A 14,217-nucleotide genomic window follows, 5' to 3' on the forward strand; every position below is an offset into this window, starting at 1 on the left:
CCGACCGGCTCACCGATCCCGCGAAGGTAGCCGGCCACGCCGACGGCGCCGTGCAACCCTGACCGCACGCTGCCGAACCCGGGCGAATACGGCGCGCTGGCGACAGTCAGTCACACCTCGCGACAGCTGTCCGGATACCCGGAGCGGCCGTCAAACGTAACGCCGGAACACCGGTTTCACCGCCCGACCACCCAGCCACGGCGTCGGGTCCTGCGCGTCGAGCGCCTTGCGGTAGACGGCACACGCCTGGCCCACCACCTCCAGGGTCCGCTCGATGTCCTCTTCGGACAACGCACTGCTCACCACGAACGACGGACCGAGCACGCCGCCGCTCACCAGCTGGCGTAGGAACAGCGTGCGGTAGGCCTGGGACGGCCGCAGGTTCTCGTCGAGCGTGGCGAACACCAGGTTGCTCGCCCGGCCCCGCACGACGACGTGGTCGGCCACGCCCATGCCCGCCGTCACCTCCCGCACCCCCGCGGCGAGGCGCTCGCCGAGGTCGTGCAGGCGGGCGCTGATGTGCTCGCTGACGTAGGTGTCCAGCACGGACATCGCCGCCGCCAGGGCGTGCGTCTCGGCGCCGTGCGTGGTGGACAGCAGAAACACGCGCTCCCGGTCGGCGCGCAACCCGCCCTGCTCCATGAACTCCCGCTTGCCCGCCAGCGCGGACACGGCGAAACCGTTTCCGAGAGCCTTGCCGAACGTCGACAGGTCCGGCGTCACACCGTAGAGTCCCTGCGCCCCCGCCTCCGACCAGCGCAGTCCCGTGATCATCTCGTCGAACACGAGCAGGCACCCGTACCGATCGGCCAGCTCCCGCATACCCCGCAGGTAGCCGGCGGGCGGCTCGTGCTGGGTCGCAGCCTCCAGCAGCAGGCACGCGACCTGCCCGTCGTAGCGCCCCAGCAGCTCCTCGGTGGCCGCCAGATCGCCGTAGGGAAACGACACCGTGAGCCCGGTGACCTGCTCGGGGATCCCGGCGGACATGGCGGTGGTGCCGATGAACCAGTCGTCGGTGGAGAAGAACGGATGGTCCCGGCAGATCGCGACGAGCGGACGGCCGGTCGCCGCCCTGGCCAGCTTGACGGCCGCGGTGGTGACGTCGGACCCGTTCTTCGCGAACTTCACCATCTCCGCGGTCGGCACGGTCGCCAGGAACCGTTCGGCGGCGTCCAGTTCCACGATGCCGGGCCGCACGAAGTTCGCCCCGCGGCCGAGTTCCCGCCGCACGGCCTCGAGCACCTTCGGGTGCGCGTGGCCGAGGCTCACCGACCGCAACCCGGAGCCGTATTCGATGTAGCGGTTGCCGTCGATGTCCCAGACGTGCGCGCCGTGGCCGTGGGAGATCACCGGGACGAGCCCCTCGGGATACTGGTCCTCACCCTTGGCGTAGGTGTGCGCGCCGCCGGGAACGAGTTCGTGCAAGCGGGCGTTCGCCGCCCGTGACTTCGGCAAATCCATGGTGGTCACCCTTCCCGGGCCGTGGTACCGGCGAGTACTTCGGCGAGCCTCGGAGCGGTTCGGTCGCGTTCGGACAGCAGCGTCACCGGAACCGGCCACGGGATGCCCAGTTCCGGGTCGTCGAAGGCGATGGTCACGTCCTCGGCGGGGTCGTGGGCGCGGTCGATGCGGTAGGACACGTCGGCGGGTTCCGACAGCGCCTGGAAGCCGTGCGCGCATCCGGCCGGAATGTAGAGGCTCGCCTGCGTCTCCCCGGACAACCGGAACGAGGCCTGTCCCAGGAACGTCGGCGAATCCGGCCGCAGGTCCACGATCACGTCGAACACCTCGCCGAAGGAACAGCGCACCAGCTTCGCCTCGCCGGCGCCCGAACGCAGGTGCAGCCCGCGCACCACGCCCCGGTGCGAGCGCGAGACGCTGTCCTGGACGAACGCGTCGGGATCGATACCGGCCGAACGCGCCACGTCGCGGTCGAACGTGCGGGAGAAGAACCCGCGCTCGTCGGCGTGAGGCGTCGGCTCGAACAGGTACGCGCCGGCGACGGCCGGCACCGGTGACGCTCTCATCGTCCATCCTTTCCGGACAATGCGGCGGACATGGCCTCGAACTGCTTCTCGACCGTGCGCGCCACCTGGCCGTCGCGTTCCGCGAGCAGGGCGCGCAGCTCGCCCGACCGCTGCTCGAGCTCGGTGAACTGGGCGATGAGCCGGTCGACGTCGAGGGTGCGGATGCTCTGGCAGAACCGCCCGAGCCCCATGGACTCCATGAGTGCGTCGTTCTTGGTGGCGTAGCCGATGGACACGACGGGCTTGCCAAGCCGCAGCGCGCACAGCACGTTGTGGTAGCGGGTGGCGACCACGCAGCCCACGTCGGCCATGGCGGCGGCCAGCTCGGTCGGACACCGCACCGGCGGTGCGGTCACCGCGTCGCCGTGCTCCCCGGCGAGCAGCTCAGCCACCACCTCGTTGTCCAGCTCGTCGCCCACCAGCAGCCGCACCTGCCTGCCGCCCTGCACGAGCCAGGTGACGAACCGTTTCAGCTTGTCCACGTACTCGGCGCGGATCTCATCGGCCCGGTCGCGGTCGCCGTTGTCGCCGTCGTAGGCCATCACACCCAGACCCACGACGGCGGGCCGCGCCCGCGCCGCCGGGGCGGGCAGGGCGAACGCGACATCGGTGTACACCTCGTCGGCGGAGGTGTCGACGCCCATCTCGCGCATGGCCGTGCGGGACAGCTCGTCGCGGTACGACCGGTAGCCGGCCAGCCGGGCGGCCCTCGTGATGACCATCCGTGTAGGCCGCTCCCTGATCACGTCCGCGCCGACGCCGACCAGCACGATCCGCGTGCCGAAGAGCCTGCCGCACACGCTGAGCACCAGCAGGGAGTACGGGAAGCCCCACGGCCGCACGGGCAGCGTCGCCTCGAGTACGCCCATCCCGGGCACGACCACCGCGTCATGCCTGCGCACCCACGCCGCGGTCCGGAAGACGTCGACGAGCTTGCCGATCGCCTTGAGCGCCATCGTCCTCGGCCCGGACACGGTGCTGTACTCGTGCCGATTCCAGTTGAGCCGCGTGGTCGGCAACCCGTACCGGGCACTCACCACGTCCGTGCCGCTGCACATGACGTCCAGCACGGCGTCCGGATGCCGTTCGCGCAGGAAACCGAGCACCGCCTCCAGCGATGCGTCGTTGCCGAGGTTTCCCGAGCCCAGCAGTCCGAACAGGCCCAGCCGCGGGGTGCGACGCAGGCTCATGGCCGCCTCCCGCCCGGCCCGCCGACCGGCAGCTCCACGGCCACCGGCCCAGGCGGCGGGGCAGGCTCGGTATCCGGCGCCGCGACATCCGAACGCGGCAACGCCCGGCTGGCGAAGTACTCCGCGAGATGGCGGTAGCAGCGCAGCCGGTCCGGCGCGCTGAGCGGCGCCCGCCGGATCACGCCGACCCAGCCCGCGGCGTACTCGGCGAGCAGCCGCGCGGTCGGGTGGCGCACGGGGTCGGCCCGCTTCGGGTCGAGGTTGGCGCACCGGCTGCGTTTGGTCGGATTGGCCCGTTCCGCCCGGGTCGGGTGGTCGCGCCGGAAATACAGCACCTCCGGCACCTGGTGGAACGGCCCGTGCAACGCGATCTCGGCGACGATGGTGCGGTCGGCGTGGTGGTAGCTGTCGTGCGGCGCCACCTGGCGCAGCACGTGCGACCGGATCACGCCGTAGAAGTCGTCACCGCCGGGAGCGAACAGCAACGCGCGGAACCGCTCCGGGGCGCTGGGCGAGTCGGTGGCGAGCCGGTAGTCGAAGGAATCGGTGACCGCCCCGGTCGAGTCGACGATCGCGTGCCACGAGTGCGCGAGCACGATCTCCGGCCGCTCGTCGAGTGCCTCGACGCAGCGCCGCACCAGGTCGCGCCCGTAGAGGTCGTCGTGCGAGGCCCACTTGAACAGCTCGCCGCGCGACTCGGCGAACACCAGGTTGTGGTTGGGCGCGGCGCCGATGTTGCGGGGCAGCCTCAGATACCGGATCCGCGAGTCCCGTGCGGCATAGCGGCGGCAGATGTCCTGCGTGCCGTCGGTGGAGGCGTTGTCGGAGATGATGAGTTCGTAGTCCTCGTAGGTCTGGCCGAGCAGCGCGTCGAGCGACTCGGCGAGATACTCCTCGCCGTTGTAGACCGGCAGGCCGATGCTGAGGCGTGGGGTTCTGGTGGTCATGGGGAGGTCCTCACTTCTGTGCTCAGGTGATCGCGCAGACCACGATGGAGCTGGAACCACCACACGGCGGAGCCGAGCAGGGAGGCGATGGCCGTCCCCCACTCCGAACCGAGTGCTCCGCCGGCGGCGGCTCCGGCCAGTCCGCCGATGACGTACGCGGCCGAGAAGACGAGCTGCGCTCGCAGACTCCGCCGAGCCATCCCCAGTGCCCGCAGTCCCGCCGCCGCTCCGGTGAAGAAACTCGCCCCCACCACGCCCAGCGTCGCCGGCAGGATCAACGGCGCAGCCACCGTCCACACGTCACCGAGCAGGTACTCCCCCACGGCGTCCGGCAGCAGGATCATGAGCGCCACTCCCCATGCCAGCGCCACGATCGCCTGCCCCGCACCCAGGGTCAGGCAGAACGGCCACAGCCGCTGCGGGGAGCGCTGCAACACCCTGGCCGCCTCCGCCACGGTCACCGCCGACAGTCCGAACAGGACGGCGAGGAACGGGCCCATCAGCAGCTCCGCACCCCGCACCACTCCGACATCCGCCAGCCCCGCGATGGCGCCAAGCCCGTACATGCGCAACTGCGACCCGCCGCTGTTGCTGACGTTCTCGATGACGTACCGGAAACCGAGGTCGCGCTGCTCCCGCAACCACGCGCGCGCCCGCGACAGCCTCGGGTACACGCCGGTCTGCACGCAGCCGTACAGCGCCGCGACGGCACCGGAGAACCCCCACGCCAGCAGGAACGCGACCACCGACTCGTGCTGGGCGGCGACGAGCATCGCCGGCACCAGGCACACACCCCACACGACGTCGTTGACGAACGCCTTGCGCCCCTCCCCGGAGGCGAAGAAGGCGAACCGCCAACTGTCCTGCACCAGCAACCCGGGCAATACGACACCGAGCGCGACGAACGCCCACCCGAGCGAGCTGCCGATGACCAGTCCGGCCCCCACGGACAGGACCCCCGCCACCGCACCGACCGCGAGCGCGGTACCCGACGCCTGCGCCGCCCCCCGCCGCCAGCGGCCGGTGTCCACGCCGCTGAACCGCACCATCAGCGGATCCGTGGCGAGTCCTCGCGAGAGGTTGATGAGGACGGCGTAGGTGACCCAGGCGAGGCTGAACACGCCGAACGCGGTGACGCCCAGCTCGCGGGCGACGAACATGCTGACCGCGAAGTTGGTCAGGCTCGAGACGGCCTGGTCCCCCAGGCCCCAGCCGAGCCTGCCCGCCATCGCGCGCACTCCGCGCGAGGGGCTGGTGAACCGCGGTCGTACCGGCGACATCGGCTCACTCCTTCAGCAGCCCGGCGGCCAGCAGAGCCGTGCCCGCGTCGGCGAGAGTGCCGAACGGCAGCCCGGATCGTTCGGCGATGTCGAGCAGCGAGTGGTCACCGTCGGAGAGGTTGAGCACCCACAACATCGCCAGCTGGGCCTGCTTGGCGTCGCTCCTTCCGCCGAGCGAGTCGTACAGTCCGCGCTTGCCCAGCTGCGGTTCCCCGTACGGGCTCGTGTTGACGTAGCGCCGGTTGCGGTCGAGCACGGCGAACGCCTCCCGGCACGCCGCGAGCGTGTCCGCCATGGCTTCCGGCAGCACGAAGTCCGGGTTGTCGGCGGAGGTGTGGTACTCGGGGTAGCCCGCGTAGGGCGTTCTGGTGAGCGAGCCGACGCCGAGGTTGAACCCCGGCGAGCAGAACTGCCGCTCGTCGTAGCCGTACGGCGAGAAGCCGACGATCGTGTGCGGGCGGCCCGAGGAGTCGAGGACGTAGCGCACCACCCGGTCGATCTCGGCGTCGCCCCGCCTGCTCCGCTTGTAGGTCAACGCGCCGGCATCTCCCGCGCACGCCAGCACCAGGCCGTGTTTGACGCGGTCGATGTGTTCGGTGTTGCGGGCCAGCCACGTGATCGAGCCGATGGTGCCGGGTGCGAACAGGAAGCGGTAGGTGTAGTGCGGTGTCCGCTGCGCCAGCTCCCGCGCCAGGAACACCGCGACCGCGATGCCCGCGAGGTTGTCGTTGGCCAGCGACGGGTGGCAGGTGTGGCAGGACACCAGCACCTCGTCGGTGACCCGCCCCGGCACCACGTGCTCGGCGTAGGTGAGGTGGCCGTCGGCGAGGGTGGAGTCGATGTGCACGTCGTAGTCGCCGTCGGGCATGGCGTCGAGCGTGTCCTGGGCGAGGCAGAAACCCCAGGCCGGGGCGTAGTAGCTCGTCCGGTACGGCACCAGGCTCGGCTGGTCGGGCAGGGTGTGCAGGTGCTCGCGGAGCCTGGCCAGCGGCATCCGCGCCGACACCGGCACGCTGTAGCTCACCACGTGCAGGTTCGACTCGGCGAAGTCCACCACGCGCCTGCCGTCGGTGTCGGCGACCCAGGCGTCCCGGATGTTCCACTCCTGCGGCACGGTCCAGTCGAGCACCTGCGTGCCGGTGGGCACCTCGTGCCGGGTCAGCGGCAGGTACTCCTCGACGATGTCGAGTGTGTGGCGCACGCCGTCGCCGGTGATGCTGCGGCACAACGGGTACAGCCGCCTCACCAGTGCGTGCATCTCCGGGCCGGGTGAAGGAGTCATGAACGGCGCCGCAAGGTTTCGTCGATGCCGCCGTCGTCCATTCCGCCGCGCAGCCAGGCGAGCCGGGTGAACATCCGGTCGAACGCGGCCTTCGTGAGCCCGTAGCGCTGGTAGGTGTCGACGAGCTCGACGGCGCCGTCCTTGACCGACCAGTCGCAGTCGAAGCCGGGCACGGCCCGCCGGAACCGCGAGAAGTCGACCCGGTACGACCGCGGGTCCGCCCCGGCCTCGCCGGTGATGCGCAGTGTCGCGCCGGGCACCGCCTCCACCACCTGCTCGGCGATCTCGGCGACGGTCACGTTGTTGCGTTCGGTGCCGATGTTGAACGCCGTGGCGTGCACGGCGTCCCGGGGAGCGACGAGCGCGGCCGCGAACGCCTTGGCGATGTCGCGCGCATGCACCAGCGGCCGCCACGGCGTGCCGTCGGAGAGCACCAGCACCTCGCCCGACAGCACGGCGTGCCCGACGAGGTTGTTGAGCACGATGTCGGCCCGCAGCCGCGGTGAGTAGCCGAACGCCGTGGCGTTGCGCAGAAACACGGGGGTGAACTGCTCGTCCGCAAGCGCCCGCACGTCGTCCTCGACGCGCACCTTCGACTCCGCGTACGGCGTGACCGGCCGCAGCGGCGCGTCCTCGTTCACCAGACCGCCGCCGCCGGAGGCGCCGTAGACCGAGCACGTCGAGGCGTAGAGGAAGCGGCTCACGCCGGCGTCCTTGGCCAGCCGGGCCAGGCGCACGGCGGCGTGGTGGTTGATGTCGTAGGTGAGCTGCGGCGCCAACGCTCCCAGCGGATCGTTCGACAACGCGGCCAGGTGGATCACGGCGTCCACTCCGGACAGATGTTCCGGACCGGCATCGCGGAGGTCCACGCGGTGCCCCGGCGGGTCGTCCGGCTCCGGACCCAGCAGGCAATGCTCGAACAACCCCGAGTCGAGCCCGATCACGTCGTGCCCCTCGGCGGCCAGCACGGGCGCCATCACGGTGCCCAGGTAGCCCTTGTGCCCGGTCAGCAGTACACGCATGAGATCAGCCCTCCAGGCTCAAGGTCAGCTTGCGGGTGTAGAAGGCCTCCGCGTAGCGCTCCTGGCACTCGATGCCCCGGATCCGTGCCAGCCCGAGGAAAGCCTCCCGGTCGTACCACGGACGATGTCGCTGCGACGGGTAGTGGCGTTGCAGCAACTGAACCTTCGTTTCCGCGACGTCGGATTGCAGCGGCTGATAGGCCTGCGGGGTGCCGAGATCCCCGTCCCACTTGACGATCTCGTAGCCCAGGGTGAGGTGACCGCGGAACGCGGTCGGCACCAGCCGCGCGAGGCCCCGGTGGTCCTGGTGTGCGTCGTCGGTGCGCGGCGCCAGTACGAGGTCCGGGTCGCACCGGGCTCGCAGGTCCTCCACGGCATCCTTGGCTTCGTCCCAGTGGGCGGGCAGGCGGCCGTCGGGCAGTTTGAGCACCGTCGCGGTCACGTCGGCACCGGGGCAGAACGCGGCCAGCGCGGCACGTTCCTCGTCCTCGCGTTCGGTGCCGCCGCCGGAGAGCACGAGCGCCTCCACCCGCAGGCCCGGCCGGGCCGCGCACATCGTGAGCAGGGTTCCACCTGCTCCGATGGCGATGTCGTCACAGTGCGCGGCGAGCACGGCGACGACATGGAGGGATCCGGGTACCAGCCGATTCACAGGCGTCACGCGCTCTTTCGCCCGGTCTCCCACAGTGCCCACGGCCGGTCACCGTGGCTGTATGCCTCGTCGAGTGCCGCGCGTTCCTTCACCGTGTCGGTGGGCTTCCAGAAGCCCCGGTAGGGATAGGCCAGCAGCTTGCCACGCTTGGCGAGCTCGGCACATCCGTCGGCCACCAGGTCGCCGTTCTCGGGGATGTGGTCGAAGATCTCCTGCCGCAGCACGAAGTAGCCGCCGTTCTCCCACAACGGCATCTCGCTCACCGCCGTGATGGCACCGACCCGGCCGCCCTCGTCCATCTCGACGCAGTGGAACGACGACTGCGGAGGGACCACCATCATCGACGCGCCGGCGTCGGACGCCGAGAAGCGGTCGATGATGTCCGGCAACGGCGCGTCGGTGAGCACGTCCGCGTAGTTGGCGAGGAACATCTCGTCCCCGTCCAGGAAGTCCCGCACCCGGCGCAGCCGCTCCCCGATCGCCGATTCGATGCCGGTCTGCACGAACGTGATCGACCAGTCCGAGATGTCGGTGGACAGCAGCTCGGCGCGCCCGCCGCGCAGTACGAAGTCGTTGGACGTCGTCTCGGAGTAGTTGAGGAAGAAGTCCTTGATGTGGTGGGCACCGTAGCCCAGGCACAGAATGAAGTCCTTGTGCCCGAAGTGCGCGTAGTAGCGCATCACGTGCCAGATGAGCGGTCTCGGCCCCACCGGCTGCATCGGCTTCGGCATGTCACCCGCCGAGCCCCCGCGCATCCGCATGCCGTATCCGCCACAGAACAGAACGACCTTCACGACGTCACCTCGACGATCTCCAACTGGGGGCTCGGGAACACCAGCCTGCCACCCCATTGGTCTAGATAGGACAGTTGCTCGGTGATCTCCTTGCGGAGATTCCACGGGAGCACGAGCACGTAGTCCGGCCGGTCCCGTTCGATCTGCTCCGGCGGAAGAATAGGGATCCGTGTGCCGGGCGTGTACCGGCCGTGCTTGTACGGGTTGCGGTCCACGGTGTAGGCGAGCAGGTCCGGCCGGATGCCGCAGTGGTTGAGCAGTGTGTTGCCCTTGCCGGGCGCTCCGTAACCGACCACGGTTTCACCCCCCGCGACCGCGTCGGTGAGGAACCGCAGCAGGTCCAGCCGCACCCGGCTGACCTGCGCGGCGAACTCCCGGTAGCCGGACAGGTCGTGCAGCCCGGCGGCTTTCTCGTGAGCGAGCACGTCGAGCATGCGCGCGCTCGGCGGCCCGGCCACCTCGACCGGCCGCGCCCACACCCGGATGGAGCCGCCGTGTGTTTCGAGCAATTCGGCGTCCACAACGGACAGTCCGCCCACCGCGAGCGCCCGGCGCGCCGACTCCACGGTGTAGTACTGGAAGTGCTCGTGGTAGATGGTGTCGTACTGCACCTTCTGGATCAGCGTCAGCAGGTGTTGCACCTCGATCGACACCCACCCGTCGTCGGCGACGAGGTTGCGCAGACCGCGGGTGAAGCCGACGACGTCCGGAATGTGCGCGTAGACGTTGTTGGCCACCACCAGGTCCGCCGGCCCGTGCGCCGCACGTACCTCCGCCCCGGTCTGGGGACCGAGGAAGGTCGTCAACGTCGGCACGCCGGTGTCCCTGGCGGCCTGGCCGACGTTGACCGACGGCTCGATGCCCAGGCAGCGGATGCCCTCGTCGACGACGTGCCGCAGCAGGTAGCCGTCGTTGCTGGCGACCTCGACGACGAACGAATCCTCGTCCAGTCCGATCCGCTCGATCGCCGAGTGCACGAACTGTCGTGCGTGTTCCACCCAACTGTGGGAGTACGACGAAAAGTACGCGTACTCGGTGAATGTCTCCTCGGGCGTGATGAGCGGAGGAATCTGCGCGAGCCAGCATTCCGTGCAGACGCGCAGGTGCAGCGGGTAGGTGACCTCGGGCTCGTCAAGTTGTTGGCGCGTCAGGAAACGCTCGCACGGCGGGGTCGCCCCGAGGTCCACGACGCCGGCCAGATCAGTGGCGCCGCACAGTCGGCATGTCGTCATCTCAAAGACTCCTCGCCCGTGGGTTCGTGCACAGATTCGCTGCCCGGCGCAGCGTTGTTACAGCAAACTCGGACACCCGAACCGGGCGATTCACAAATGAGACCTCGCGCGTTTCCGCATTTCCGAAAATGGGGGCCCGTGGTGGGTCATTCGCGGACATCGACCACTGGGCGAGTGGGTTCGGCGTTGCGTATAGTAAAGTTCGGCGCACCGAAACACCGGGGAGGCCGATGGACGCGACCGACACCGAGCGCATCCGGGCGAGAGCGCAGCGGCGCCGCCGGACCCGTAGGAAGGACCGGCGCGCGCTTGTCGCACTGGCCACGGTCTTCGTGCTGGCACTCTCGGGCGCCGTCGGCTATGCCCTCCAGCCACCGGGCGACGAGGACGACGACACGCTGCGCCTGGTCACCACCACCAACTTCCTCGACGACACCGTGCGGCGCATCGGCGGCGACGACGTCGAGACGGTGCGGCTCATGGGCCCCGGCGTCGACCCGCACCTCTACCAGGCCAAGGCGAGCGACCTCACCGAGATGCGCCGGGCCGACGGGGTGATCGCGGTCGGCCTGTACCTGGAGGGCTCTCTGCAGCAGACCCTGCTCGAGATCGCCCGCACCAAGCCGGTGCTGTTCGCGGGCGCGAGCGTGCCGGAGCACCTCCTGCTGGACCCGCCCTCGGGCGCGGCTCCGGAAGAAGAGCACGACCCGCACATCTGGCACGACCCGAGGCTGTGGGCGCACGTCGTCGACGCCATCGCCGAGCACATGGCCGAGCTCGATCCCCGCAACGCCGCCGACTACGCGCGGCGCGGCGCGAGCTACCGCGCCGAGGTGCTCGCCACCGCCGAGGAGGTGCGGCGCCGGATCGAGCGGATCCCGCCCGGACAGCGCAGGCTCATCACCTCACACGACGCGTTCCGCTACTTCGGCCGGGCCTTCGGCATGGAGGTCGTCGCGATCCAGGGCATCTCCACGCAGCAGGAGGCCACGACCGCCGACATCTCGCGGGTCGCCTCGCGCATCGCCCGCAGCGGTGTGCGGTCGGTGTTCCTCGAGACCAGTGTGTCGCAGCAGACGCTCGGCTCGGTGCTGGCGGCCGTGCGGCAGCAGGGCGGCGAGGTGACCATCGGAGGTGAGCTGTACTCCGACACGGCCGGCGGCGACGGAACCCCGGAAGGGACCTACCTCGGCATGGTGCGGGCCAATGCCACGACGCTCGTGAAGGGGCTGGAATGAGGACGACGAGCACGACGGCGGACCAGGGCACGCAGGCCCCCGCGGCCATGACCCTGCACGAGCTGAGTGCCTCCTACGGCGGCAGACCCGTGATCGAGGGCGTGAGCGTCGACATCCCACCCGGCGTGCTGAGCGCCGTGGTGGGGCCGAACGGTGCGGGAAAGTCCACGATGGTCAAGGCCGCGCTGGGACTGGTGCCGTCGGTGCGCGGCAGCGTGCGGCTGCTCGGTGAGCCGCTCAAGCGGGTCCGCAGGCGTGTGGCGTACGTGCCGCAGCAGGACAGCGTCGCGCAGGACTTCCCCATCACCGCCGTGCAGGTGGTCGAGATGGGCCGCTACCCGCATCGCGGATGGCTGCGCAGGCTCACCAGGCACGACGACGAGCTCGTGGCCTCGGCCATGGACCAGGTCGGCGTGGCCGACCTCGCCGACCGTCCCATCGACGAGCTCTCCGGTGGCCAGCGGCAACGTGTGTTCCTGGCCCGGGCCCTGGCCCAGCAGGCCGATCTGGTGATCCTCGACGAGCCGTTCACCGCCGTCGACGCGCGCACGGAGTCGGCCTTGCTGGAGGTGCTCACCGGCCTGTGCCGCGACGGCACGTCGGTGATCGCCGTGCACCACGACCTGCGCACCGTGCTGGAACGGTTCGAGCACGCCGTGCTCATGGCGGGCACCGTCGTCGCGGCGGGCGACCCGGCGCGGGTGCTCACCCCCGAGCACCTGGAGCGCGCGTACGGCATGGCTCCGCTGGTGCCGAACTCATGATCGGTTCGCTGCTCGACGCCCTGCCGCTGTCCTATCCCGACGCGGTCGTGGTGGTGGGCACCGCGGTGGTCGGGTTCGTGGCGGGGCTGCTCGGTCCCCTGGCGGTGCTGCGGCAGCGCAGCATGTTCGGCGACGCCATGAGCCACGGCACGCTGGCCGGTGTGGCGGTGGCGTTCCTCGTGACCGGCGCCAAGATCCCGGAGCTGCTGCTGCTGGGTGCGGCGATCTCGGCGGCGCTGGCGGCGTTCGCCATGATCGCGCTCGAACGCACCGGAAGACTGCATTCCGACGCGGCGATCGGCGTGGTGCTGTCGGTGTCGCTGACGCTCGGCATCGTGCTGCTCACCGGCATCGCGAGCAGCGGCGACGCGGAACAGTCCGGCCTCGACAACTACCTGCTCGGCCAGGCCGCCGGCCTGGTCGAGCGCGACATCGTGGTGGCCGTCGTGCTCGGCGCGGTGGCCGTGGTGGCGATCGTGCTCGGCTTCCGGCTGCTGCGCTCGGCGACGTTCGACCCGGGGTTCACGGCGGTGGCCGGTGTGCCCACGTGGGCGGTCGACGCGGCCGGCACCGGACTGCTCGCGCTGGCCGTGGTGCTCGGCGTGCGGACGGTCGGCGCGATCCTCATGGTGGCGCTGCTCGTCGCGCCGGTCGTCGCGGCCCGCCAGCTGACCAACCGGCTTGCCGTGTTGCTACCGCTCTCCGGGGCGATCGGCGCGCTGTGCGGGGCGGTCGGCGGGCTCGTGTCCGGCCGTGCCGAGTTGCCGGCCGGGCCGGTGATCGTGCTCCTCGCGACCGCGCTCGCCATGCTCTCGGTGACCTTCGCACCCCGGCGCGGCATCATCGCCCGCGCCAGGACCAGGAGGACACGTGTCTCCCGATGACGTGATGATCATCGTGATCGCAGGGCTGCTGTCCACCTCGTGTGCCCTGCTCGGCAGCTTTCTCGTGCTGCGCAGGCAGGCCCTGCTCCCCGACGCGGTCAGCCACGCGGTGCTGCCCGGCATCGTGCTGATCTTCCTGCTGACCGGCGAGCGCGCCTCAGCGGCCACCGTCCTCGGCGCGACGGCGTTCGGCGTGGTGTGTGTGGTGGGGTTCGACTGGCTGCGGCGTACCGGGCTCGTCGGGTCGGACGCCGCGCTCGCACTGATCTTTCCCGCGCTGTTCTCGCTCGGCATCCTCGGCATCAGCCGGTTCGCCTCGGGCGCGCACATCGACCTGGACTCGGCGATCTACGGCGACCTCACCTTCGCGCCGCTTCGCACCATGGACATCGCCGGGGTCGACGTGCCGCGGTCGCTGGTGGTCACCGGCGCGGCGACGCTGGTGACCGTGCTGCTGGTCGTCCTGCTGTGGCGGCCGCTGCACGCCGCGTCGTTCGATCCGGCGTTCGCCGAACTGGGGGGCCTGCGCGGCAGGCTCGCCGGCCAGGTCCTGCTGGTCGCGGTGGCCGGGCTCGCCGTTGTGGCCTTCGACAGCGTGGGCGCGATTCTGGTCATCACGTTCTTCGTCGTGCCGGCGTCCACGGCGCGGCTGCTCGTGCACCGCCTCGGCACGATGCTCGTGGTCGCCGTCGCTGCGGGATGGCTGAGCTCGTTCGCCGGGCACCGCATCGCGATCTCGCTCGACACCTCCATCCCGGGCACCATCGGCCTGACCAGCGGAGCGCTGTTCCTGCTGACGCTGCTGCTGGCACCACGGCGTGGGCTGGTCTGGCGCCGTCGCGCGCGCCGGTCCGCACCGCGGGCGGCCGGTGCCAAGGTCGGGTGAACGCGTCCGGCTGGCGCAA

The 14,217-nt window shown here is 70.5% G+C and carries 14 protein-coding genes; 4 read left to right on the forward strand and 10 right to left on the reverse strand.

Annotated elements, in window-relative coordinates; genetic code table 11:
* Positions 1–150: 150 nt before the first annotated feature.
* The 10 genes from ACFSZT_RS01290 to ACFSZT_RS01335 are packed head-to-tail and all read right to left on the reverse strand — an operon-like array spanning position 151 to position 10,426.
* On the reverse strand, positions 151–1,461 hold the full coding sequence (locus ACFSZT_RS01290; protein ID WP_377387434.1) for a glutamate-1-semialdehyde 2,1-aminomutase: 1,311 nt from the start codon (positions 1,459–1,461) through the stop codon (positions 151–153).
* 5 nt (positions 1,462–1,466) lie between these two features.
* Entirely contained in the window at positions 1,467–2,027 is a 561-nt protein-coding gene (gene rfbC, locus ACFSZT_RS01295; RefSeq protein WP_377387437.1) for a dTDP-4-dehydrorhamnose 3,5-epimerase, read from the reverse strand.
* Positions 2,024–3,217, reverse strand: coding sequence for a polysaccharide pyruvyl transferase family protein (locus ACFSZT_RS01300; protein ID WP_377387440.1), 1,194 nt, complete (start codon positions 3,215–3,217; stop codon positions 2,024–2,026). The genes rfbC and ACFSZT_RS01300 overlap by 4 nt, the downstream gene beginning before the upstream one ends.
* Positions 3,214–4,164 carry a glycosyltransferase family 2 protein gene (locus ACFSZT_RS01305; RefSeq protein ID WP_377387443.1) on the reverse strand — a complete coding sequence of 317 codons (951 nt, stop codon included), beginning with the start codon at positions 4,162–4,164 and terminating at the stop codon, positions 3,214–3,216. Before ACFSZT_RS01305 ends, ACFSZT_RS01300 begins: the two co-directional genes overlap by 4 nt.
* Positions 4,161–5,444 (reverse strand): hypothetical protein, encoded by a 1,284-nt coding sequence (locus tag ACFSZT_RS01310; RefSeq protein ID WP_377387446.1) that lies wholly within the window; start codon positions 5,442–5,444, stop codon positions 4,161–4,163. The genes ACFSZT_RS01305 and ACFSZT_RS01310 overlap by 4 nt, the downstream gene beginning before the upstream one ends.
* Before the next feature lie 4 nt (positions 5,445–5,448).
* Positions 5,449–6,726: a DUF4910 domain-containing protein gene (locus ACFSZT_RS01315; RefSeq protein ID WP_377387449.1), complete on the reverse strand. Its 1,278-nt coding sequence runs from the start codon at positions 6,724–6,726 to the stop codon at positions 5,449–5,451.
* A complete protein-coding gene (locus ACFSZT_RS01320; RefSeq protein ID WP_377387452.1) occupies positions 6,723–7,748 on the reverse strand; it encodes an NAD-dependent epimerase/dehydratase family protein in 1,026 nt (341 codons plus the stop codon). The genes ACFSZT_RS01315 and ACFSZT_RS01320 overlap by 4 nt, the downstream gene beginning before the upstream one ends.
* A 4-nt stretch (positions 7,749–7,752) precedes the next feature.
* Positions 7,753–8,400, reverse strand: coding sequence for a PIG-L deacetylase family protein (locus tag ACFSZT_RS01325; protein WP_377387821.1), 648 nt, complete (start codon positions 8,398–8,400; stop codon positions 7,753–7,755).
* A gap of 5 nt (positions 8,401–8,405) precedes the next feature.
* Positions 8,406–9,194: a sugar phosphate nucleotidyltransferase gene (locus ACFSZT_RS01330; RefSeq protein ID WP_377387455.1), complete on the reverse strand. Its 789-nt coding sequence runs from the start codon at positions 9,192–9,194 to the stop codon at positions 8,406–8,408.
* Positions 9,191–10,426 (reverse strand): methyltransferase domain-containing protein, encoded by a 1,236-nt coding sequence (locus ACFSZT_RS01335; RefSeq protein WP_377387458.1) that lies wholly within the window; start codon positions 10,424–10,426, stop codon positions 9,191–9,193. Before ACFSZT_RS01335 ends, ACFSZT_RS01330 begins: the two co-directional genes overlap by 4 nt.
* 230 nt (positions 10,427–10,656) lie before the next feature.
* Between ACFSZT_RS01335 and ACFSZT_RS01340 the strand changes: the two genes are divergently transcribed.
* From ACFSZT_RS01340 to ACFSZT_RS01355, 4 genes are read left to right on the forward strand one after another with little or no spacing between them, the layout of a single operon-like run.
* A complete protein-coding gene (locus ACFSZT_RS01340; RefSeq protein ID WP_377387461.1) occupies positions 10,657–11,664 on the forward strand; it encodes a metal ABC transporter solute-binding protein, Zn/Mn family in 1,008 nt (335 codons plus the stop codon).
* Positions 11,661–12,428, forward strand: a complete 768-nt coding sequence (locus tag ACFSZT_RS01345) for a metal ABC transporter ATP-binding protein (protein ID WP_377387464.1) — start codon at positions 11,661–11,663, stop codon at positions 12,426–12,428. The genes ACFSZT_RS01340 and ACFSZT_RS01345 overlap by 4 nt, the downstream gene beginning before the upstream one ends.
* Entirely contained in the window at positions 12,425–13,312 is an 888-nt protein-coding gene (locus ACFSZT_RS01350) for a metal ABC transporter permease (protein WP_377387467.1), read from the forward strand. The genes ACFSZT_RS01345 and ACFSZT_RS01350 overlap by 4 nt, the downstream gene beginning before the upstream one ends.
* Positions 13,299–14,198 (forward strand): metal ABC transporter permease, encoded by a 900-nt coding sequence (locus ACFSZT_RS01355; protein ID WP_377387470.1) that lies wholly within the window; start codon positions 13,299–13,301, stop codon positions 14,196–14,198. The genes ACFSZT_RS01350 and ACFSZT_RS01355 overlap by 14 nt, the downstream gene beginning before the upstream one ends.
* Positions 14,199–14,217: the final 19 nt, after the last annotated feature.

The sequence above is a fragment of the Prauserella oleivorans genome (assembly GCF_042685745.1).
Lineage (GTDB): Bacteria > Actinomycetota > Actinomycetes > Mycobacteriales > Pseudonocardiaceae > Prauserella_A > Prauserella_A oleivorans.